General features: G+C 68.0%; 19 protein-coding genes. 11 read left to right on the forward strand and 8 right to left on the reverse strand.

Annotated elements, in window-relative coordinates; all coding sequences use genetic code 11:
* Positions 1-104 precede the first annotated feature (104 nt).
* Positions 105-2,591, forward strand: coding sequence for a DNA topoisomerase I (locus tag BM113_RS03480; protein WP_089785350.1), 2,487 nt, complete (start codon positions 105-107; stop codon positions 2,589-2,591).
* Between the two features lie 36 nt (positions 2,592-2,627).
* Here BM113_RS03480 and BM113_RS03485 read toward each other — a convergent pair whose 3' ends face one another.
* Together BM113_RS03485 and BM113_RS03490 are read right to left on the reverse strand one after the other, a co-directional pair.
* Positions 2,628-3,389 carry a TlpA family protein disulfide reductase gene (locus BM113_RS03485; protein WP_089785352.1) on the reverse strand — a complete coding sequence of 254 codons (762 nt, stop codon included), beginning with the start codon at positions 3,387-3,389 and terminating at the stop codon, positions 2,628-2,630.
* A gap of 279 nt (positions 3,390-3,668) precedes the next feature.
* Positions 3,669-4,325 carry a TlpA family protein disulfide reductase gene (locus tag BM113_RS03490; protein ID WP_089785354.1) on the reverse strand — a complete coding sequence of 219 codons (657 nt, stop codon included), beginning with the start codon at positions 4,323-4,325 and terminating at the stop codon, positions 3,669-3,671.
* 231 nt (positions 4,326-4,556) lie between these two features.
* Here BM113_RS03490 and BM113_RS03495 point away from each other — a divergent pair, with 231 nt between their 5' ends.
* Positions 4,557-5,174 (forward strand): class I SAM-dependent methyltransferase, encoded by a 618-nt coding sequence (locus tag BM113_RS03495; RefSeq protein WP_177209084.1) that lies wholly within the window; start codon positions 4,557-4,559, stop codon positions 5,172-5,174.
* A gap of 128 nt (positions 5,175-5,302) precedes the next feature.
* On the opposite strand, the gene BM113_RS03500 is transcribed toward BM113_RS03495, so the two are convergent.
* A complete protein-coding gene (locus BM113_RS03500) occupies positions 5,303-5,908 on the reverse strand; it encodes a TlpA family protein disulfide reductase (protein WP_089785358.1) in 606 nt (201 codons plus the stop codon).
* 155 nt (positions 5,909-6,063) lie between these two features.
* On the opposite strand from BM113_RS03500, the gene BM113_RS03505 reads away from it, so the two are divergent.
* Positions 6,064-6,738, forward strand: a complete 675-nt coding sequence (locus BM113_RS03505) for a LysE family translocator (protein WP_089785360.1) — start codon at positions 6,064-6,066, stop codon at positions 6,736-6,738.
* A 21-nt stretch (positions 6,739-6,759) separates the two neighbouring features.
* On the opposite strand, the gene BM113_RS03510 is transcribed toward BM113_RS03505, so the two are convergent.
* Together BM113_RS03510 and BM113_RS03515 are read right to left on the reverse strand one after the other, a co-directional pair.
* On the reverse strand, positions 6,760-7,332 hold the full coding sequence (locus BM113_RS03510; RefSeq protein WP_089785362.1) for a DUF7332 family protein: 573 nt from the start codon (positions 7,330-7,332) through the stop codon (positions 6,760-6,762).
* A 181-nt stretch (positions 7,333-7,513) separates the two neighbouring features.
* A complete protein-coding gene (locus BM113_RS03515; protein ID WP_089785364.1) occupies positions 7,514-8,188 on the reverse strand; it encodes an HD domain-containing protein in 675 nt (224 codons plus the stop codon).
* 221 nt (positions 8,189-8,409) lie between these two features.
* Here BM113_RS03515 and BM113_RS03520 point away from each other — a divergent pair, with 221 nt between their 5' ends.
* The 3 genes from BM113_RS03520 to BM113_RS03530 all read left to right on the forward strand — a co-directional run bounded on the left by BM113_RS03520 (position 8,410) and on the right by BM113_RS03530 (position 10,964).
* Positions 8,410-8,826, forward strand: coding sequence for a cobalamin B12-binding domain-containing protein (locus tag BM113_RS03520; RefSeq protein ID WP_007140509.1), 417 nt, complete (start codon positions 8,410-8,412; stop codon positions 8,824-8,826).
* The gene (meaB, locus tag BM113_RS03525) at positions 8,823-9,932 is read left to right on the forward strand and encodes a methylmalonyl Co-A mutase-associated GTPase MeaB (protein ID WP_089785366.1); all 1,110 of its coding nucleotides are present in this window, start codon (positions 8,823-8,825) and stop codon (positions 9,930-9,932) included. The genes BM113_RS03520 and meaB overlap by 4 nt, the downstream gene beginning before the upstream one ends.
* A gap of 63 nt (positions 9,933-9,995) precedes the next feature.
* Positions 9,996-10,964, forward strand: coding sequence for an alpha/beta fold hydrolase (locus BM113_RS03530; RefSeq protein ID WP_089785368.1), 969 nt, complete (start codon positions 9,996-9,998; stop codon positions 10,962-10,964).
* A gap of 23 nt (positions 10,965-10,987) precedes the next feature.
* Here the strand turns inward: BM113_RS03530 and BM113_RS03535 are convergent, their stop codons facing one another.
* Entirely contained in the window at positions 10,988-11,386 is a 399-nt protein-coding gene (locus tag BM113_RS03535) for a Zn-ribbon domain-containing OB-fold protein (RefSeq protein WP_089785370.1), read from the reverse strand.
* The gene (locus tag BM113_RS03540; RefSeq protein ID WP_089785372.1) at positions 11,383-12,552 is read right to left on the reverse strand and encodes a thiolase domain-containing protein; all 1,170 of its coding nucleotides are present in this window, start codon (positions 12,550-12,552) and stop codon (positions 11,383-11,385) included. Before BM113_RS03540 ends, BM113_RS03535 begins: the two co-directional genes overlap by 4 nt.
* Positions 12,553-12,796: 244 nt before the next feature.
* Between BM113_RS03540 and BM113_RS03545 the strand changes: the two genes are divergently transcribed.
* Both BM113_RS03545 and BM113_RS03550 read left to right on the forward strand, forming a co-directional pair.
* On the forward strand, positions 12,797-13,876 hold the full coding sequence (locus tag BM113_RS03545; protein ID WP_089785374.1) for a M42 family metallopeptidase: 1,080 nt from the start codon (positions 12,797-12,799) through the stop codon (positions 13,874-13,876).
* 69 nt (positions 13,877-13,945) lie between these two features.
* Entirely contained in the window at positions 13,946-15,109 is a 1,164-nt protein-coding gene (locus tag BM113_RS03550) for a cupredoxin domain-containing protein (RefSeq protein WP_089785376.1), read from the forward strand.
* 120 nt (positions 15,110-15,229) lie between these two features.
* Here BM113_RS03550 and BM113_RS03555 read toward each other — a convergent pair whose 3' ends face one another.
* Complete coding sequence (locus BM113_RS03555) at positions 15,230-15,802, reverse strand: SRPBCC family protein (RefSeq protein WP_089785378.1); 573 nt, start codon at positions 15,800-15,802, stop codon at positions 15,230-15,232.
* Positions 15,803-15,985: 183 nt separating this feature from the next.
* On the opposite strand from BM113_RS03555, the gene BM113_RS03560 reads away from it, so the two are divergent.
* The 3 genes from BM113_RS03560 (at position 15,986) to coaBC (ending at position 20,362) form a co-directional block, all read left to right on the forward strand.
* Positions 15,986-16,768 carry an NAD(P)/FAD-dependent oxidoreductase gene (locus tag BM113_RS03560; RefSeq protein WP_089785379.1) on the forward strand — a complete coding sequence of 261 codons (783 nt, stop codon included), beginning with the start codon at positions 15,986-15,988 and terminating at the stop codon, positions 16,766-16,768.
* Positions 16,769-16,870: 102 nt separating this feature from the next.
* A complete protein-coding gene (locus BM113_RS03565) occupies positions 16,871-19,060 on the forward strand; it encodes an IucA/IucC family protein (protein WP_089785380.1) in 2,190 nt (729 codons plus the stop codon).
* A gap of 60 nt (positions 19,061-19,120) precedes the next feature.
* Positions 19,121-20,362: a bifunctional phosphopantothenoylcysteine decarboxylase/phosphopantothenate--cysteine ligase CoaBC gene (gene coaBC / locus BM113_RS03570; protein ID WP_089785382.1), complete on the forward strand. Its 1,242-nt coding sequence runs from the start codon at positions 19,121-19,123 to the stop codon at positions 20,360-20,362.
* Positions 20,363-20,491: the final 129 nt, after the last annotated feature.

The raw sequence follows: 20,491 nt of genomic DNA on the forward strand, positions 1-20,491 counted from the left end.
GGTTTGGCCCCGAAAGGGTTATCAGATCCTCCATCGTAGCGGCCGACGATGAACGACACGCCTCGCCCGCGCGAGCCGACCGCCCGCCACGGAGGTGATCCGCCGTGGAACTGATCATCACCGAGAAGGACAACGCCGCGAGACGGATCGCCGACATCCTGAGCGGCGGGACCTACGACTCGAGCCGCGAGAACGGCGTCAACGTCTACGAGTGGGGCGGCAAGCGCTGCGTCGGGCTGTCGGGCCACGTCGTCGGCGTCGACTTCCCCTCGGAGTACTCCGACTGGCGGGACGTCGAGCCGGTCGAGTTGATCGACGCCGACGTCGAGAAGACGGCGACGAAGGAGAACATCGTCGCCACGCTGCGGATCCTCGCGCGCAAGGCAAACCGCGTGACGATCGCGACGGACTACGACCGCGAGGGCGAACTCATCGGCAAGGAGGCCTACGAGATCGTCCGGGACGTCAACGAGGAGGTGCCGATCCGTCGGGTACGGTTCTCATCGATCACCGAGAACGAGGTACAAGACGCCTTCGAGAACCCCGACGAACTGGACTTCGACCTCGCGGCCGCGGGGGAGGCCCGCCAGATCATCGACTTGATCTGGGGCGCTGCCCTGACTCGCTTCCTCTCGCTGTCGGCGGGCCAGCTCGGCGACGACTTCATCTCCGTCGGCCGGGTCCAGTCGCCGACGCTGAAGCTGATCGTCGACCGCGAACGGGAGATCCAGGCGTTCGACCCGGAGGACTACTGGGAGCTGTTCGCCGACCTACACAAAGACGACACGGCGTTCGAGGCCCAGTACTTCTACCGCGACGAGGACGGCAACGAAGCCGAGCGCGTCCGGGAGGAGGCGACCGCCGACGAGGTCCACGAGACCCTCGCCGAACGCGAGGCGGCGACCGTCGTCGACGTCAACCGCCGCACGCGGACCGACGCGCCGCCGACGCCGTTCAACACGACCCAGTTCATCCGCGCCGCGGGCGCGCTGGGCTACTCCGCCCAGCGGGCGATGTCGATCGCCGAAGACCTCTACACCGCCGGCTACATCACCTACCCGCGTACGGACAACACCGTCTACCCCGACGACCTCGAGCCCGCGGACCTGCTCGACGAGTTCGTCGGCCACTCGGCGCTGGGTGACTCGGCCGAGTCGCTGCTCGAGGACGCCGACGACGAGATCGAACCCACCCGGGGCGACGAGGAGACGACCGACCACCCGCCGATCCACCCGACCGGCGAGATCCCCTCGCGGGGCGACGTCTCCGAGGACGAGTGGGAGATCTTCGAACTCGTCGTTCGGCGGTTCTACGCCACGGTCGCCGACGCCGCGGTCTGGGAGCACCTCAAGGTCGTCACCGAGGTCGACGAGTACCGGCTCAAGTCCAACGGCAAGCGACTGGTCGAGCCGGGCTACCACGACGTCTACCCGTACTTCAGCACGGCCGAGAACTACGTGCCGGACGTCGACGAGGGCGAGGAGCTTCGCCTCACCGACGTCGAACTCGAGGAGAAACAGACCCAGCCGCCCCGCCGTTACGGCCAGTCCCGGCTCATCGAGACCATGGAGGACATGGGGATCGGAACGAAGAGTACCCGCCACAACACCCTCGAGAAGCTGTACGACCGGGGCTACATCGAGGGCGATCCGCCGCGGCCGACGAAGCTCGCGATGGCGGTCGTCGACGCCGCCGAGAACTACGCCGACCGCGTCGTCAGCGAGGAGATGACTGCCCAGCTCGAGGCTGACATGGACGCCATCGCCTCGGGCGAGGCCGACCTCTCCGAGGTCACCGACGAGTCCCGCGAGATGTTAGAAGAGATCTTCGCGAACCTCGCGGAGTCCCGCGACGAGATCGGCGACCACCTCCGGAAGTCGCTCAAGGACGACAAGCGCCTGGGGCCGTGTCCCGAGTGCGGCGAGGACCTGCTCGTGCGCAGCAGTCGCCACGGCTCGTACTTCGTCGGCTGCGACGGCTACCCCGACTGCGAGTACACGCTGCCGCTGCCCTCGACTGGCAAGCCGCTCATCCTCGACGAGGAGTGTGAGGAACACGGGCTGAACGAGGTGAAGATGCTCGCCGGCCGACAGACGTTCGTCCACGGCTGCCCGCTGTGCAAGGCCGAGGAGGCCGGCGAAGGGCCGGTGCTCGGCGACTGTCCCGAGTGTGGCGACGAACACGGCGGCGAACTCGCCGTCAAGACCCTCCAGAGCGGCTCGCGGCTCGTCGGCTGTACCCGCTATCCCGACTGCGAGTACTCGCTGCCGCTTCCGCGCCGCGGCGAGATCGAGGTCACCGACGAGCACTGCGAGGAACACGACCTCCCCGAACTCGTGATCCACAGCGGCGACGAGCCATGGGAACTCGGTTGTCCGATCTGCAACTACCAGGAGTTCCAGGCCCGCGAGAGCGAGTCGGGGTCGGACCTCGAGGCGCTCGACGGTCTCGGCGCGAAGACCGTCGAAAAACTGGCCGACGCGGGGATCGAGAGCATCGACGATCTGACGGACGCCGACCCGGACGCGGTCGCGGAGGCCGTCGACGGTGTGTCGGCCGACCGAATCAGGAGCTGGCAGGCCGAGGCCTGACGGCGCTGGGATTCGGGGCTAACTCGAGGGGTCGGATCAGGATTCGTCGCTGTCGTCACCGTCGTCGCCAGCGTTACCGTTGCCATCCGCGGGTTCCGTCTCGGCTTCCGTTTCGCCTTCCGCTTCGGATTCCCCATCGTCGGCCGTTTCGTTCCCGTCCAACTCGCCGGACTCGCTTCCCGAGTCGTCCGACGAGAGGGCGTCCTCGAGCAGGGGCTCGACGTTCCTGACGATCCGATCGGCACTGACGACTCCCGTGTCCGTCCACCGGCTGTTTCCATCCTCGTCGACCGCGACGAGCACGGGATAGCCGACGACCTGGTACTGCGCCGCGAGCGACCGGCCCGGATCGAAGCCGAGGTACCAGTTCCCCTCGTACTCGAGCCACCACTCGCGGAGGCTGGATTCGGACTGTCTGGCGGTGACCGAGACGACGGTCAGCGCGTCGCCGTACCCCGCGTCGACGAGCCGTTCCCGCGCGGCGGCGAGGTGTGGCATCAGTTTCCGGCACGTGCCACAGGCCGGCGAGAAGAACATGACGACCGTCACGCCGTCGTTCGGGACGGGCAGCGTTCCGGCTTCGCTCCCGCGGGCGTCGATCGTCTCGAGTTCGATGGGGCCACCGCTGTCGTTTTCGTTTCCGTCTCCGTCACTGCCCCCGTCGCCCCCGCTCGAGTCCGCGGTCGATCCCGCTCCGGCAGGGGTCGCGAACGACGGCAGGCCGAACCGGAACGTCGCCGCGGCACCGCCGAGGACGCCCGCGCTCGTGACACCGGCGAGGAGTTCGCGCCGCTTCACGGGCGGCTCACCCCGTAGTTTGGCGTTCGAGTCGCCGGCTCCGGACGCGAGAGGGAACGGTGGAGGGGGCTACCGAGGACGCGGGCCGGTTCGGTTTTTTCGACGCGCACACGCTCGACGCACCCAGGGATCTCGACGGGCACCGTAACGGGACCTGACGAAAGGCCGGGCGGGCGGCCGGTCATATCCCTGTATACTCGCGCCAACGAAAATAGGATACCGGTTCGATCGTCGAGTTTCGGTCCGGACCATCGCGTCTCGAGTGTAGACTGCTATAGGTCAGTCGTCGCCGTCCGTTTCGTTGGCCGCTTTCTCCTCTTGCTCCGTCCCGTCTCCCGACTCCTCGCCGACCGCCTCGAGAACTCGTTCGACGTTGCGGACGATCCTCTCGGTCTCGAGGACGCCCTCGTCCTCCCAGCGAACCGTTCCGGAGTCGTCAAGCGCCAGGAGAACGGGGTGGCTGGCGACGCCGTACTCATTCGCCAGTCTGCGGTCGCCGTCGTACGCGAGGGTCCAGTTCCCGTCGTGTTCGATCCACCAGTCCCGGAGCTGTTCCTCGGTCTGGTGGGCTGCGACCGAGACGACGGTGAGGGCGTCGTCTTCGTCGTTCCCGTACGTCTCTGCCAGTTGGGCCTGCGCGTCGACGAGGTTCGGCATCAGCGATCGACAGCGGTGACAGACCGGCGAGAAGAACACGACGAGGGCAACGCCGTCGGTCGGGATCGATATCGTCCCGGCATCGCTCCCTGGGGCTTCGATCGTCTCGAGTTCGATCGCCCCGTCCTCGGCGTCCTCGCTCGAGTCGGTCTCGGCGTCGGCCTCCGGCCGGTCGGAACTGCCGCCTATCGGGGAGCGAAGGCCGCGCCACACGACCGCGGCACCGCCGCCGAGGACGCCCGCGCTCGCGACCCCTGCGACGAGTTCGCGCCGTTTCACACGGCATCACCCCCCGTGAACGCGGCCCGGACGGACTGCCGGCGTCCGCGACCGTCGACGCTATCCCGCCCGCGCCCTCGAGCGGACCGAGCCGAGCACGGCCGCCCGCGTGCCGGTCCCGGCTGACGAATGTGCATACGTGACACAGGGTCCGGAGGGGAAAATAATCACCGGTGGGGCGACGGGAGCGGCGTGCCAACCTACAAGGCCGCTCGGGTCCTGGTCGCGACCGTGACCGACGACCGAGCGCGGTGGAACGAGAAGTACGACGACCCGGACTTCGACCTGCCCGACGACCCGATCCCGGAACTCGAGCGTCGGATCGACACCGTCCCGGACGGTCGCGCCCTCGACGTCGCGACGGGGACGGGCCGAAACGCGCTCTTTCTCGCCGAACACGGGTACGACGTCGACGCTATCGACGTCTCCGACGCGGCCCTCGAGCGGGCGCGCGACCGGGCCGCCGAACGCGGGGTCGAGGTCGACTGGATCCGGACCGATCTCGCCGAGTTCGACCTCGAAGGGGAACGAGCCGCCGAGTACGACGTCATCTCGGTGAGTTTCTTCGCCGCCCTCGAGCACCTGCCCGCGCTCAAGGAGGCGCTCGCGCCCGGCGGCGTCCTCGTCTACGAACACCACCTCCGCTCGAGCGACCCGATCGAGGTCGGTCCCTCGAGCGACGGTCACCGGTACCGGTCGAACGACCTGCTTCGGGCGTGTCTCGACCTGACGATCCTGCACTACGAGGAACGCCGCCGCGAGGTCATCGGGGGCACTGCAGCCGTCGTGACGCTCGTGGCGCGAAACTCCCGCGGCGGCGCGCAGTCGTATCCGCTGCTGGAGGAGTGACTCTACGGATTGCTGTCCCGATGTCCCGGTGCAACCGCGACCCGGGGCGATTGTGCCGGAACTGACGGACAGTAAACCGTATCGAGGAGCAGTCGTGAGCCGTCCTCGGGGGTCGGCACCCGTCGAGTTCAGTCCGAGTTCGCGCTCGATTCGGCCTCGATCGCCTCCTCGACGGTGAACGCGATCGTTCCCGCCCGCATACTGCCTCGATCACGCCACCGGACCTCCCCGTCGCCGTCGAGCACGGCGACCGCCGGAAAGCCGGCCACGCCGTAGTACTCGTTGAGCCGGCCGTTCTCGTCGATCCCCACCGGCCAGTCGCCGTCGTGTTCCCGCCACCAGTCGGCGAGTTCCGCCGGGGTCGGATCGAGTCCCCTCGTCTCGTCGGTCACCGAGAGGAACACGACGGTACCGTCCGGGCCGAACTCGTAGTCGTCCTCGAGTCGGTCCCTCGCCTCCCCGATCGTCCCGAGGACCCCCTCGCTCGTCGGGCATTCCGTTCTGGTGAAGTTGACGAGCGTGACGCGTCCCTCCGTCGGCACCGTGATCGTCCCCTCTCGGCTCCCTGGCGCGTCGATGGTGGGGATCTCGAACGGCGGTTCGGCGTCCGCTTCGTCGTCCTCGCCCGGCCCGGTCGTCGCCTCCTCTTCGGCCCCCGAACCGTCGTCGATACATCCCGCGAACGGAACGGAGCCGAGGCCGCCGGCCGCTACCAGGAGTTCGCGCCGGTTCATTCGTCGCCCCGTTCCCGATCGATCGTCGCGGGGTCCGTTACCACACCCATACGTGGTCAAGCGACCGGACGGTAAAGAATCGGGAGGGTACGGAGAGAGCGGGACTCACCGCGACCACTATCCTTTTTACGCTCCCAGGCCGACTCGAGACAGACGTGGCACTGGTAACGACCCTCGCGGGCGCGGTTTTCGGAATCGCGCTCGCCGCACCGCCCGGCCCGATGAACGCGATCATCGCGGAGGAGAGCGTCGTCCGCGGCTGGGCCGCCGGCTTCTGGGCCGGCCTCGGCGCGATGCTCGCGGACGTGCTCTTTTTCGTCCTGACGCTGCTCGGCGTCGTCGCCGTGATCGATCAGTACCCGACGATACGACCGGTCCTCTACCTCGCGGGCGGCGTGCTCATGCTGTACTTCGCCGTCGGCGCGATCTCGGAGGCCCGATCGGCCGCGTCGTTCACGGACGGCGGGCGCGTCGAGTCCAAGGGGTTCCGGAAGACGTTCGCGCTCTCGCTGACGAACCCCTACCAGATCGGCTTCTGGCTCACCGTCGGCGTCGGCCTGCTCGAGTCCGGAACGCTCGACGTCTTCGCTCACGTGCCCGCGGTCGGCGACGCGCTCGCAGGCACGTTGATCGTCGAGACGGGATCGCCGGCGCTGCTGGTCGGCTTTTTCGCCGGCATCGGGGTCTGGATCGTCGCCTATCCCGCGGCGCTGTCGTCGGCGGGGCGGCGGGTCGATTCGCTCGCGCCCGTGATCGCGGCGCTGAGCGCGGCCGTGCTGGCCGGGTTCGGCGCGCTCTTCCTGGCGATGGGCACGATGGGTCTGCTGTGATCGGTTCCGGTCGGCGGTCGGTTAACACTCGAGCGTATCGAACGGCCCCTCGAGAACGATGTCGTCCGAACTCCCGTTCTCGGCGGTCGTATCCACCGTCGGCGTCCGCTCTTCCTCGAGTCCCCCCGACCCGAGGTCGTCGAAGACCGGGAGCCGGAACTCGAACCCCGTAACGACCGCGAACGCCTCGAGCGGGTCACGGAGGAGCGTATCGACACCGTCGGCGACGTACTCGGCACCCGCGGCGACCTCGATCGTCGCCGCACCCTCCGCCGAGCCGACGAGTTCGCCGCCGAACGCGGTGCCGGAGTCCGTAAGCGGCCCCAGGTGAAGCCGGACCCAGATGTGGGTATCGTCGCTCGAGCCGATCGTGAACGAACTGCCGCCTGTGAAACAGCCCTGGGTCTCGCGGGCAGTGGTGTTGGCGTTTGCCTCCGCTTGTGCCTCGTCGACCTGTCCGACGTTCTCCGCGACCCGATCGCTCGAGCCGGCATCGACGGCGCCGCCGGCAGCGATTGCGGGACCCGCCAGCAGCGCCATCAGACAGAAGAAACCGACGGTGAGCAGCGGGACCGTTCGGCGGCTGTGACACATTACAGGTACGTCGTTCGCTCGGAAGCAAGAAGACAACGGCCGCTTCTCACGCCGTGGAGACATGGAGATCACACTCGTTCGGTGTTCGAAGCGTGACCGACTCGGGGAACGATCTGCGTCGATCAGTACCGCTACCGACCTCTCCTCGGGCCCAACCGCCGAGGTCGCGGGGAGTTCCGCTTCAGTCCCCGAGCGCGGCGATCTCGTCCTCGAGCCACTCGCGGAACCACTTCACCCGTTTGAGCCGCTGGTGGGCGATGCTCTCGGCGGTGTCGCTCTCGACGCGGGCGGCCGCGTCGTAGCCACGTTCGAGGACGCGTTCGACCATTTCGTCGGCGTCCATGTGGGTCCGGGCCTCGTACCCCATCCGCAACAACATGAGGGCGGTCCCGTTGGCACCGATCTTGTCCAGCAGGTCGGCCTCGATGAGACACTGCGTCTCAAGGGCGACGTCGTTCAGGTCCCCCTGGTAGGAGTGGTGTTCGACGGCGCGACATACCTGCGTGATGAACGACTCGGGGTAGTCCGCGCGCGACTCGAGGTACTCGCGGGCGACGCGAGCGCCCGCCTCGGCGTGGAGTTCCTGGTCGGTCTCGAGTTTCGCCACGTCGTGAAACAGGGCGGCGACGCGCGTGACGTCGACGTCAGCGCCCTCCTCCCGCGCGATCTCCTCGGCGAGATCGACCACGTTGAGGATGTGGTTGTGCCGGTACTCCGCGGAGTGCCACGGATACCAGCGCATGCGACCGCCCTCCTCCTCCTTTTCGACGCTAGCGGCGAGGTACTCGAAGACGAACGCCTTCATTTCCTCGAACTCGGCGTCGGACACCCTGGTTTCTTTTATTTCGACGCCCACGAGAGATCCCTCCGCAGTAGACGAACGATAGTCATTGACAGAATGTTCGGTAGTTTCGCTCTTTAGCCTTTGGTTCGGGGTGCTGGACGCCGCGACGACAGTCACGGTTCCGATCACGACAGCGATTCGTCCCCGGACGGCGGTTCAGTCACCGGTATGTGACCGAACAACGTCCACCAACTTCCGTTAAAGTCAAACATACGGCCCGGGAACGTGGGGGTATGAGCAGCGAACAGGAAGGTGAGTCGATCCGGTGTCTGGTCGCCAAGGTCGGCCTCGACGGCCACGATCGCGGTGCACACGTCATCTCGCGCGCGTTCCGCGACGCCGGATTCGAAGTCATCTACTCGGGGCTTCACAAGTCGCCGGACGACATCGTACAGGCAGCCGTCCAGGAGGACGTCGACGTCCTCGGAATCTCCATCCTCTCGGGTGCCCACAACACGCTCGTTCCGAAGATCATCGACGGCCTCGAGGAGTACGACGCGGCCGACGACACGCTCGTTCTGGTCGGCGGCGTCATCCCCGAGGAGGACCGCGAGGGACTCAAGGAAGAGGGTGTCGCCGCCATCTTCGGTCCCGGGACGTCGATCGAGGAGACCATCGAGTTCGTTCGCGAAAACGCACCCGAGCGATGACCGAAGGCGGCGACGACGAACGACTGCTCGAGGAACTGCTCGCCGGGAAACACCGGGCACTGGCCCGTACCATCTCCAAGATCGAGAACCGCGCGCCGGGGTATCGCGACCTCGTCTCCGAACTCTACGCCCACACCGGCGAGGCCGACGTCATCGGGATCACCGGCTCGCCGGGGGCCGGAAAGTCGACCCTGGTCGACAAACTCGCCGAGGCCTACCGCGAGCGCGGCGAGACGGTCGGCATCATCGCGATCGACCCCTCGTCGCCGTTCTCCGGTGGGGCCGTTCTGGGCGATCGTATCCGGATGGGATCGACCATCGGCGACATGGACGTCTTCGTCCGCTCGATGAGCGCCCGCGGGACGCTGGGCGGCCTCTCGACGGCGACGGCGGACGCCGTGAAGGCGATGGACGCCTTCGGCAAGGACAAAGTCATCATCGAGACGGTCGGTGCCGGACAGAACGAGATCGACATCGTCCGGACCGCCGACACCGTGGCCGTGCTCGTCCCGCCGGGGTCCGGCGACGACGTCCAGACCCTGAAAGCCGGTATCCTCGAGATCGGCGACATCTTCGTGGTGAACAAGGCCGACCGCGACGGAGCCGACCGCACCGTTCAGGAGCTCAGGGACATGGTTGCGATGGACGCGGGCGACGGGTTCGGCATGTCGGGAGCGGGTCATCACGGGGCCGACGCGATGCAGATGGACGATCACGGCCACGACCAGGGCCACGGCCAGGCCCACGACCAGGACCCCGATCCCCACGGCGACGAACCCGAGACCTGGATCCCACCCATCGTCGAAACCATCGCCACCCACGGGACCGGCGTCGAGGAGTTCATCGAGGAACTCGAGAACCACCAGCAGTACCTCGTCGCGTCCGGCACCCGCGCCGAGATGGCTCGAAAGCGGTACGCCGAAGAGATCCGAACCCTCCTGCGCGAGGACGTCCACGGCCTCCTCGAGGACGAACTCGAGGACGCTGGCGGGATCGACGACCTCGCGGAGGCCGTTCGGACCGGCGAGACCGACCCGTACACGATCGCGGACGAGTTGCTCGAACCCGTCGAGATGTGTCTCGAGGATCTCGAGCGGGAGGGCTAGCGCGGTTCCCGCTCGCCGAATACCAACCGCACTCCTAAGAGCGTCCTCGTCTTATGGCCCCGTATGAAAGCCCGAACAGTCCTCGGTACGGCGGTCGGCGCAGTCGGCGCGGCCGTCCTCGGGAACCGGCTGCTCACGAAGCGCGCTGGCGACCTCGAGAACCCGCTGCCCGGCATCGAACGAACGTACCGCTGGCGGGGGATCGAAACGACCTACACCGTCGCCGGCGACCCGAACGATCCGGACCTGTTGCTGTGTCACGGCATCTACGCGGGTGCGAGCAGCCACGAGTTCGAACCGATCGTCGAGCGCCTCGCGGAGGACTACCGCGTCGTCGCAGTCGATCTGCCCGGCTTCGGGCGGTCGGAGCGCCCGCCGCTGGTCTACTCGTCGACGCTGTACGCCGAGTTCCTCCGTGACTTCGCGGAGGAGCGCCTCGAGAACCCGATCGTCGTCGCCTCGTCGCTGACCGGCGCGTTCGCCGCGGATGCCGCCGGCGAGACGGAGTTCAGCCACCTCGTGTTGATCTGTCCGACCGACGAGACCGCGCCCGAGCGATCGTGGCTGCGGACCCTCATCCGGTCGCCGATCGTCGGGACGACGGTCTTCAACCTGATCGCGAGCAAGCCCGCGATCCGGTACTTTTACGATCGAGATGGCTACTACGATTCCGACCGAATCGACGAGGCGGAGGTCGAGTACGCCTGGGACAGCGCTCACCAGCCCGGCGCGCGGTACGCACCGGCCTCGTTCGCGTCGGGAACGCTCGACCCCGACTTCGATCTGGCGACCGAACTCGCGGCGCTGGAGACGCCGACGACGCTTGTCTGGGGCCGGGACGCCGAACTCGTCCCGCTGCGGGAGGGCCGGGATCTCGCGGAGGCCGCGGACCTGGACCTGGTCGTCGTCGACTACGCGACGCAGTTGCCACACAGCGAACACCCGGAGCAGTTCCTCGAGTACCTGCTGGCGGAGCTGTTACACGCCGGGGCCGACGCTGACGTCGACGTCGATACTGGCCCAGGAGAATAGGACCCGGGTTTCGAGCCGTCGTCTTACTGCTCCGCCGGTTCGAACGCCACGACTCGCTCGTCCGTCGTCTCCGAAACCGCGACGTCGATCGTCACCTCGAGGCCGTTCTCGATCGTCTCGAGGTCGATGCCGACGACCTGGCCCGTGACGCGGACGGGGCCGAAGTTCGCGATCGCGGTCGCGTATGGGGCGTCGTCCTCGAAGGCCGGTGTCGGCACGTGCGTGACGGTGAACGTCTCGATCTCGCCCGTGTCAGGGAGCTCTCGCTCGTCGAGGTCGGTCGCGCCGCAGTCGGGACAGACGCGTCGGGGCGGCAGGGAGCCGTGTCCCTCGGGACACTCGAGGTAGTACGCCTCGCCGTCCTCGGCGGCGTCGAGCCAGTCGTCGAAGCCGGCGTCCTGGACCTCTTCGTCGTCGCTCATCGTCCCACCTCCTCGAGGACGTGGACGGTCGCGCTCGCGACGGTCCCACCCGCGTTGTGGGCGACGCCGGTCGTCGCGTCGGGGACGTGTTCGCTGTTGGGATGGTCGCCGGCGAGCAGTTTCGTCACTTCGGCGATCTGGGACGCGCCCGTCGCGCCGACTGGGTGGCCCTTCGCCTTCAGGCCCCCCGAGAGGTTGATCGGCGTCTCGCCGTCGGCGGTCGTACGGCCCTCCCGGGCCGCCGAGATTCCCTCGCCGACCTGTTCGATGTCCAGCGCCTCGAGTGCCAGCACCTCGGCGATCGTAAAGCAGTCGTGGACCTCCGCGAGGTCGACGTCCGCGGCGGAGACGCCGGCGTCGGCGTAGGCCTCCTCGCCGGCCTCGCGGGCGGCCGGCGAGCGGGCGAGGTGGTCGCGGTCGTGCAGCGCCAGGCGGTCGCCGCCCTGGCCCGTCCCGGTGATCGCGACGGGAGCGTCGAGGTCGTGGTCCTCGGCGTACTCCTCGCTGGTCAGGACGAGGGCGGCCGCGCCGTCGGAGATCGGACAGGAGTCGTACAGCCCCAGCGGCGAGGAGACCTGCGGGGCCTCGAGGACGTCCTCGACGTCGATCGCGCTCTGGTACTGGGCCTTCTCGTTGTTCAGCGCGTTCTCGTGGTTCTTGACCGCGATGTGAGCGAGATCCTCGTGTTCGCCGCCGAACTCCTCGAAGTACGCCTGCGCCATCAGGGCGTAGGCCCCGGGAAAGGTCATTCCGGCGCGGACCTCCCAGAGGTCGTCGGCCGCGATCGCCAGGGCTTCGGTCGCACCCGCAGTCCCGAGGTTAGTCATCCGCTCGGCGCCGCCGACGAGGACGACGTCGGCTTCGCCGTTACGGATCCGGACGACGGCGTCCCGGACGGCCGTCCCGCTCGAGGCGCAGGCGGCCTCGTATCTGGTCGCCGGCGCCTGGACGCCGGCGGCCTCGGCCATCAGGGGGCCCTGGTGGCCCTGGTGCTCGGAGAGTTCACCCATGAAGTTCCCGTAGAACAGCGCCTCGACGTCCTCGCGTGGAACGCCGCTGTCCTCGAACGCCGCGACGGTGGCTTCGGCGAACAGGTCACGACTCGTCCGCTCGGGGGTGTTCCCGAACGGGGTCAGCCCCGTCCCAGCAACACGCACGTTACTCATACGCGTACTCTAATGAGTGCAACCGTTAATACTCCGTGGTTAGTATGGAAACCCGACTCGCCGTCCGCGATGCGGTCGGCGGTACGGTCCGCGATTTCCTCGAACGGGACCCTCGAGTGGAGCGGGCTGAACCGGCCCCGTTCGGGCCCCGGGTCCGAACCACTCGATATTACTAATCCGTACCGTCCGAGGCGCTGCGGGCGATTTCCACGCGTTTATATGAGAACCATCCCCACGTCCGCGTATGGCATCCGCTTCGACCCCGTTCGATTTCGATCTGCTTCGCGACCTCACCGAGACGAGCGGTGTTCCGGGCTACGAGGACCGGGTCCGCGAACTCGTCGTGGCCGAACTCGAAGAGTCCGTCGATCGAGTCCGGACCGACGCGATGGGTAACGTCGTCGGGACGCTCGAGGGCGACGCCGATTCGGATTTCTCCGTCGGCGTCGCCGCCCACATGGACGAGATCGGCTTCATGGTCCGCCACGTCGCGGGCGAGGAGGACGAGTACGGCTTCCTCGAACTCGAGGCGCTGGGCGGGTGGGACGCCCGCGTGCTGAAGGCTCAGCGGGTGACGATCCACACCGACGACGGCGACCTGCCGGGCGTCATCGGCTCGCCGCCGCCACACACGCTGGACGAGGAGGACCGCGAGAAATCCCCCGAGGTCGAGGACGTCTTCGTCGACGTCGGCCTTCCCTACGAGGAACTCGAAGAGCGCGTCTCTCCGGGGGACCTCGTGACGATGGACCAGACGACCGAGCGCGTCGGCGAGACGGTCACCGGGAAGGCCCTGGACGACCGCGTCTGCCTGTTCGCCATGCTCGAGGCGGCCCGCCGGATCGAGGACCCCGACGCGACGATCCACTTCTGTGCGACCGTCCAGGAGGAGGTCGGCCTGCGCGGTGCGAAGGCGCTGGGCGTCGACGTCGATCCCGATCTCGCGATCGCGTTGGACGTCACCGTCGCCAACGACGTGCCCGGGTTCGACGACGGCGAGCACGTCACCGAACTCGGCGAAGGGACGGCGATCAAACTCAAAGACGGCAGCGTGATCACGAGCCCGAAGGTCCACAAGCGGATGCAGTCGGTCGCCGAGGCGGAGGGGATCGACCACCAGCTCGAGATTCTCCCCTCGGGCGGCACCGACACGGCCGGCTTCCAGAATACGGCCGGCGCGAAGCCGGTCGGCGCGATCTCGATCCCGACGCGGTACCTCCACACCGTCACCGAGACGGCACACGTCGAGGACGTCGCGGCGACGATCGATCTGCTCGAGGCGTTCCTCGAGAGCGAAGACGGGAGTCACGAGTACACGTTCTAGTCGTCCCCGATCGACTCCTCTCGGACCTTTCGTTTTATATTTTTGAAGAAGTAACGGAAAACTAACCGAATGGGACGACGATCCCTCCTGGTCGGCGGGCTCTCTATCGCTGGACTCGCCGGCTGTCTCGAAGATACCACCGCAGAGCCCTCCGACGGTCCCCAGGACGAATCCGACGACCGAACGGAAGACGACGAAGCCGACGGGGTGGACGACGACGGCGTCCCCGAGGAAGCCCGGGCGGTCGGTGAGGCCACGATCGAGGCGCTCGCCGCCGGTAACGCGACGGAGGCGGCGTCGTACGCCCCACACGAGTACGTCGTCGACAGCGGTCGAGAGAGCTGGGAGCGGGCCTACGGCGAATTCTGGACTCCCGACGCCGTCCGCTCGGTCGCCTTCCGGGGTGAAGCGAGGGACCGCATCGACACGCTGGACCTGTTCGATGACGGGACGGTCGACGCGGAGTACCAACTCGAGTACGCCCTCGAACTCGAACACGAGGCGACCGATCAGCGGTACGACCGACAGGTTAGGGCGATCGTGGTCGAAATCGAAGACGAGTGGTACGCGTGGTACCAGGGGATCTCGCAACCGTTCCGTCCACGGACCAACGCTGCGGTCCAGGTCTGGACCGAGGGCCTCGGGACGGCCGAAATTACGCTTCTCGACCGGAACGACGCGGCGACCGTCTTCGTGACCGACGGGGACGACGAATCTGCGTTCGATCCCGACGACTATCGGCTCGAGGAACCCGGCGAGACGATCACTATTTCCGCCGAGAACGAGGGTGTCCCCGCGGGAACGTACGAGATCGTCACCGCGGTCGACGATCCGGCCGAGCCCGGGGCACGGGTCCTCGAGACGGTCTCCCTGGTGGATCCGAGTGCCTGGACCGACGTGACGGAGATCGAACTCGAGGCGAACGTGTCGGGGTGGGTCGGCAGCGCACCCGGCCACGTCGAGGGCGTCGAGAACCCGACGCTCGTCCTCGAAGAGGGCCGGGAGTACACGTTTACCGTCGTCAACGGCGACGGTGCCGTACACGACTTCCAGCTCTGGGACGAGAACGAGGGCATCGTCGACGAGTACGCGACCGATTTCATCGAAGACGACGACGAAACACGGGAGCTCACCGTTACGGCAACGGAGGAGGTAGCAGAATACGTCTGTGAACCACACCAGATGACTATGCGCGGCGACGTGGTCGTCCTCGAGTCGTTCGAGGACGAGTGAGACGGTCCGTGGTCCGGATTCCCGACCCGACTGTAGAACGACTTCCCGTCGAGCCGGCACTGGGAGACAGTAGTCGGTCTGAAACCGCCGCGTTTCGAGTCCACTCGGAACGGGACCCGGCTACGGCATCTCGTGGACCGTCAACTCGACTTCCCGGGGTTCGTCCCGTCCCTCGATGTCCGCCACGAGACGCTCGACGACCGTTTCGGCCTCGCGCAGGAGTCGCGGCTGGACCTTCTCGACGACCCAGTCCAGGGAGACGAACCGCGGCAGGGAAATCGCGTCCTTGTTGGCGGAGTAGGGATCGTAGACCGCCTCGAAGTAGATCCGGCTGGCCGTCTCCGCTTCGACTCCGGCCTCGAGGCCGTCGAGAGCAGCCCGACCCTCGCCTCCGTCCGGGACCGCGTCCGGCTCGGGCTCGACGCGCCACTCCCCGCGGGCGTCGATGTCGTTGACCAACTGCCACTCGAGCGACTCGGGCGGGGAGACGTCGGTCACCCGGGAGCGGGCGGTGTAGCTGAGCTTCCACCAGGCCAGTCGGAGGTCATAGACCGAACCCGCGTCGCCGTCGCCGTGGACGGTAACGTCCTTCAGGTGTTCGGTGTAGCGGGGATACTCGGTGAACGACCGCACGTACGGAAAGACCTCCTCCGGCGGACGGTAAGCGACGGTGCTGAGGAGAATTCTGTCCACACCAGCGGTACGGGCGGTTCGAAAGTAAGGGTTACTCCCGCAACGGACGGGTGGCTTCCCGGCCGGTCGGGAGGTCGGGAAGTCGGGAAGTCGGGAAGTCGGGAAGTCGGAAAGCGACCCGGAAAACGCGACCGAAACCCGCGAAGCGGCAAGTTCTATACGCACGGCGGTGAACGACGCGGTATGCGAGACGTCTGCATCGTCGGCGGCGGCGTCGCCGGCCTCGCCGCGTCGATCTTCACCGCACGCGCGGGGCTGGACACGTTCGTCGTCAGCGAGGGACCACGTCCCTCGAGCAGCCGGACTGCGTCCGGCGACGACGGCGGCGAGTCCATCCTCGCGCGCAACGCCAGCCTCGAGAACTACCCCGGCTTCCCTGACGGCGTCGACGCCCGCCGGTACCTGCAACTCGTGCGCGAACAGGCCCAAAACGCGGGTGCGACGTTCGAACTCGGCCGCGTGACGGGCGTCGAACCGGTCGAAGGGACGGACCTCGAGCAGGGGTTCGTCCTCGAGACCGAGGGCGGCGACCCCGTCGAGGCGCGACGGGTGATCGCGGCCTCGTGGCCCGACAGCGACTACCTCGAGCCGCTGGACGTCGGGCGCATCCAACGTGGCAGCAAGTACTTCGTCTCCGTCGAAGACGGCGGGCGGACGGCGGTCGAGGGGGTCTACGCCGCGGGGCGGATCGCCGGCGAACCCCACCAGGCGATCGTCGCCGCGGGCCACGGGGCGAAGGTCGGCCTCGCGGTGATCCACGACTCGGACGTCGCCTTCTATCACGACTGGGTCACCCCAGAGGGATACTTCACCGGCCGCGACCGGGACGTCCCGCCGGGCTGTGAGGAGATCGACGAGGAGGAGCGAAAGCGCCGCGACGAGCGGGCGCGGGAGACGATCCTGGAGGCGTTCGCGGAGCCATTAGACGAGGAGCCGACGATGCACCCGAGCGTCGACCGGGACTGATCGCCCCTGGTTACGGATCGAGACCGCGACCGTCCCACCACGATCGTATTCACGACCCGAGAGTTTTGAGGAAGTACGTGGGAGTGTCGGCACTGACATTCCATGACGAGGGACCGTCCGGCTCCGCCGGATCGCTGTCTACGGCTCCGGACCCGCGCGGAACGCGACGCGTTCGGCGCCGCGACCCACTACGCACGGGTTCACGACCTGTCGGAGCCACCCGAGTCGGCGTACCTCGAGGCACTGCCGGAAGCCAGACGCGAGATCCGTCGGCGACTCGTCCGGGGACTCCTTCGCGGTCGCCCGGCCGGCCTGCCGGACCACTGCGTCCTCGGGCCCGATCCGGACGCGGAGGCGATCCCCGACTGTCCGTCGCCGCTCCCGCGGCTGACGGCCGACCGGCTGCGGTCGCTCGTCGCGCCCACGTCGGACGGGCGTCGGCTGCTCGCTCTCCTGCCGTTTCCCGCCTCGGAGACAGTTCTCGTCGCGCCGATCGCAGTCAGGCACGGCTACGACCGCTACCGGTTCGCCGGGCCGGTGTATCGGTGGTCGGCGGACGCGGACGAACCCGCCGCTGTCGAGCACGCCCACCCGATCGACCTCGTTCCCCTGCTCGAGCGCGAAGGCGCGTTCGCCGACGCCGACCAGGCCGACCGGATCCGCGGCGAGTTGGCCGAGAGCGTCGCCAACCTCGCACTGGCGCGGCTCGCCGGAGCGGTCCAGGCGGGAGCGATCGACGACTCCGACGCGACCGCCTCCTCGCTCGAGCGTATCGCGAGCGGCGTCCGGTCCGCGGATCGGGCGACCGCGTTCGAACGGATCGTCACCGACGGCCACCCGTTCCACCCGGCCGGCAAGATCCGGCGCGGAACGACGCCCGCGGAGGGCCTCGCCTACGCGCCGGAGTTCACCGATCGGATCGACCTCCGGTTCGTCGCGATAGAGCGGGCGGACGCCAAGGAGACGCGTGCGGACGGGAGCGATCGACTGACCGACCGCTTGCTCGCGACGTTCGAGGGGCTCGAGAGGGCGCTCGAGCGTGCGATTCCCGCGGGACGAACCCCGGACGAGTACGCGATCGTTCCCGTCCACCCGCTCCAGTTCCACCGGACGATCCCGGACCGGTACGCGGGGCGGATCGACGACGGTCGCGTCGTTCCGCTCCCGGACTACGCGCGCGGGGTGACTCCGCAACTCAACCTGCGGACGGTCGTCCCGTTCGGGACCGCCGACGGCCCGCTCCCACATCTCAAACTCGCGATCCCCGTCCAGACGACCAACGTCGTCCGGACTCTGTCGCCCCACGCCGTGACGAACGGGCCGCAGGTGACCGACGTCCTGCGTGCGATCGATCGCCGGGAGTCGTTCGGGACGCTGGGGTTCCTGGCCGAACCCGCAGCGACGTGTTACCATCCGCCGGGCGGTCCCCATCCCGACGGCGAGGGGTTCGACGACGCGCGACACCTCTCCGGCCTCGTGCGGACGAACCCGGCCGCTCATCGGCTCGTCCCGGACGGGGCAGTGCCGGTCGTCGCCTCGAGTCTCGTCGCGAGCGATCCCGCGACCGGACGGCCGCTCGTGTGCGAGTTGATCGACCAGTTCCGACGGGCGGACCAGGTGACGATGCCGGACGTCGGGGCCGCGAAACCGTCGCTGGCCGCGGACCGCACCGACGAGGCCGCCCTCGAGTTCATCGAGCGGTACGCCGCGGTCGTCGTCCCCGAACAGCTCTCCCTGCTGTGTGAGTACGGCATCGCCCTCGAGAGTCACCTCCAGAACAGCCTGATCGTCGTCGACCGCGCCACAGCGACCCCGCTGGCGACGCTGGTACGGGACCTCGGCGGAATCCGCGTCCACCGGAATCGGCTCGCGAGTCACGGACTCTCGATCGACCCCTACCCGGACTCGGATCTGGACGCCGACGGCGAGGCCGACCTCCACCGGAAGCTGTACTACGCGCTCTTCCAGAACCACCTGGCCGAACTCGTCGCGACGGTGGCTCACGCCTACGGGGTCGACGAGCGGGCCTGCTGGGAACGGATTCGGGCGCAGTGCGACCGGGCGTTCGAGCGGGTGCGGGCCGAGGGGGTCGCCCCGGACGAGCGAATCGCGCGGGACGAACGCGCGCTGTTCGAGGCCCCTGCGACCCACAAGGCGCTGACCGCGATGCGCCTGCAGGGCAAACGCCACGAGTACGTCACCAGCGAGGTCTCGAACCCGCTCTCGAGGGCGGGGAGAGAGCGGATCGAGCCGTCGGGGTCGCCACGGGCGTCGGAGTCGGAGTCGGAGTGATGGCCGTTCGCGTCGGAACCTCGCTACGCTTAACATACCCCGAGAGAGAATAGCAGACGAATGCTCGAGGGAGTCAACGTCGCGCTCGGGGTGACCGGATCGATCGCGGCAGTCAAGACGGTCGAACTCGCCCACGAGTTGCGACGCCGGGGTGCCGAGGTCCGGGCCGTGATGACCGACAGCGCGCGCGGTATCGTCCACCCGTGGGCCGTCGAGTTCGCGACCGACAACGACGTCGTCACCGAGATCACGGGCGCGGTCGAACACGTCGAACTCTGCGGTCGGGATGGCTGGGCCGACGTCTTCCTGATCGCCCCGGCGACGGCCAATACCGTCGGCAAGATCGCGAACGCGGTCGACGACACGCCGGTGACGACCTGCGCGACGACCGCCCTGGGTGCGGATACGCCGGTCGTGATCGCCCCCGCGATGCACGAACCGATGTACGACCACCCGGGCGTCCTCGAGGCGATCGACGCCGTCGCCGAGTGGGGCGTCGCCTTCGTCGACCCGCGCGTCGAGGAGGAAAAGGCGAAGATCGCGAGCGAGGAGGCGATCGTCTGTGAGGTCGCCCGCGCCGCCGGCGACCGGCCGCTCGAGGGCGAGCACGTGGTCGTTACGAGCGGCGCGACCGCCGAATCGATCGACCCGGTCCGCGTGCTCACGAACCGGTCGTCCGGACGAATGGGCCGGGCCGTCGCGCGGGCCTGCTACGTTCGCGGCGCGGACGTAACGCTCGTCCACGGGGTCGTCGGCCCGCAGTCGCTCGAGCGGTCGGCCGAGACGCCCGCGTCGGTCCCCTACGCCGACGTCCAGCAGGTCGAAACCGCCGCGGGGATGCTCGCGGCGACTCGCGAGGCGTGTCTCGGCGACGGGACCGGAAACGACACGCACGAAACCGGGGCCGACGCGCTCGTCTCCGCGGCCGCGATCGGCGACTACACGGTCGAGACCAGCGAGGAGAAGATCCGGTCCGGACAGGACCTGGAACTCGAGTTCGAGCCGACGCCGAAGCTCATCGACGAGATCCGCGCCGACCGACCGGAACTCCCGATCGTCGGCTTCAAAGCCGAGACCGCCGGGGACGAAAGCACGATGATCGACCGGGCACGCGAAACGCTCGAGCGGACCGACCTCGCGTTCGTCGTCGCCAACGACGCGAGCGTGATGGGCGCGGACCGAACGAAGGCGCTGTTCGTCCACGAGGAGGACGCCGCCCGGTACGAGGGGACGAAGGCGGGCCTGGCAGGCGAAATCGCAGATTCGCTCGTCGTGGTATTGGGGGACGACCGGCCGGACTGACCGACCGTCACCGTGGCGTGGTATTATATAGGAGGCGTTCCTGCCACGAACTGATGGGTGAACGGGTAGAATCGGGGTTATCCCCGATCGACACCGCGAGGTGATCCGTGGTGGCACAGACACAGCGAA

Origin of the sequence: Natronobacterium haloterrestre (genome assembly GCF_900112205.1) — an archaeon.
In the GTDB taxonomy this organism is placed as follows: Archaea; Halobacteriota; Halobacteria; order Halobacteriales; family Natrialbaceae; genus Natronobacterium; species Natronobacterium haloterrestre.

What these genes read in the sequence shown, in the direction of transcription:
- BM113_RS03540 (WP_089785372.1), bottom strand. Translation starts at nt 12,552, where the DNA reads ATGAGTAACGTGCGTGTTGCTGGGACGGGGCTGACCCCGTTCGGGAAC.
- BM113_RS03535 (WP_089785370.1), bottom strand. Translation starts at nt 11,386, where the DNA reads ATGAGCGACGACGAAGAGGTCCAGGACGCCGGCTTCGACGACTGGCTC.
- BM113_RS03560 (WP_089785379.1), top strand. Translation starts at nt 15,986, where the DNA reads ATGCGAGACGTCTGCATCGTCGGCGGCGGCGTCGCCGGCCTCGCCGCG.
- BM113_RS03530 (WP_089785368.1), top strand. Translation starts at nt 9,996, where the DNA reads ATGAAAGCCCGAACAGTCCTCGGTACGGCGGTCGGCGCAGTCGGCGCG.
- BM113_RS03545 (WP_089785374.1), top strand. Translation starts at nt 12,797, where the DNA reads ATGGCATCCGCTTCGACCCCGTTCGATTTCGATCTGCTTCGCGACCTC.
- meaB (WP_089785366.1), top strand. Translation starts at nt 8,823, where the DNA reads ATGACCGAAGGCGGCGACGACGAACGACTGCTCGAGGAACTGCTCGCC.
- coaBC (WP_089785382.1), top strand. Translation starts at nt 19,121, where the DNA reads ATGCTCGAGGGAGTCAACGTCGCGCTCGGGGTGACCGGATCGATCGCG.
- BM113_RS03550 (WP_089785376.1), top strand. Translation starts at nt 13,946, where the DNA reads ATGGGACGACGATCCCTCCTGGTCGGCGGGCTCTCTATCGCTGGACTC.
- BM113_RS03565 (WP_089785380.1), top strand. Translation starts at nt 16,871, where the DNA reads ATGACGAGGGACCGTCCGGCTCCGCCGGATCGCTGTCTACGGCTCCGG.
- BM113_RS03500 (WP_089785358.1), bottom strand. Translation starts at nt 5,908, where the DNA reads ATGAACCGGCGCGAACTCCTGGTAGCGGCCGGCGGCCTCGGCTCCGTT.
- BM113_RS03520 (WP_007140509.1), top strand. Translation starts at nt 8,410, where the DNA reads ATGAGCAGCGAACAGGAAGGTGAGTCGATCCGGTGTCTGGTCGCCAAG.
- BM113_RS03510 (WP_089785362.1), bottom strand. Translation starts at nt 7,332, where the DNA reads ATGTGTCACAGCCGCCGAACGGTCCCGCTGCTCACCGTCGGTTTCTTC.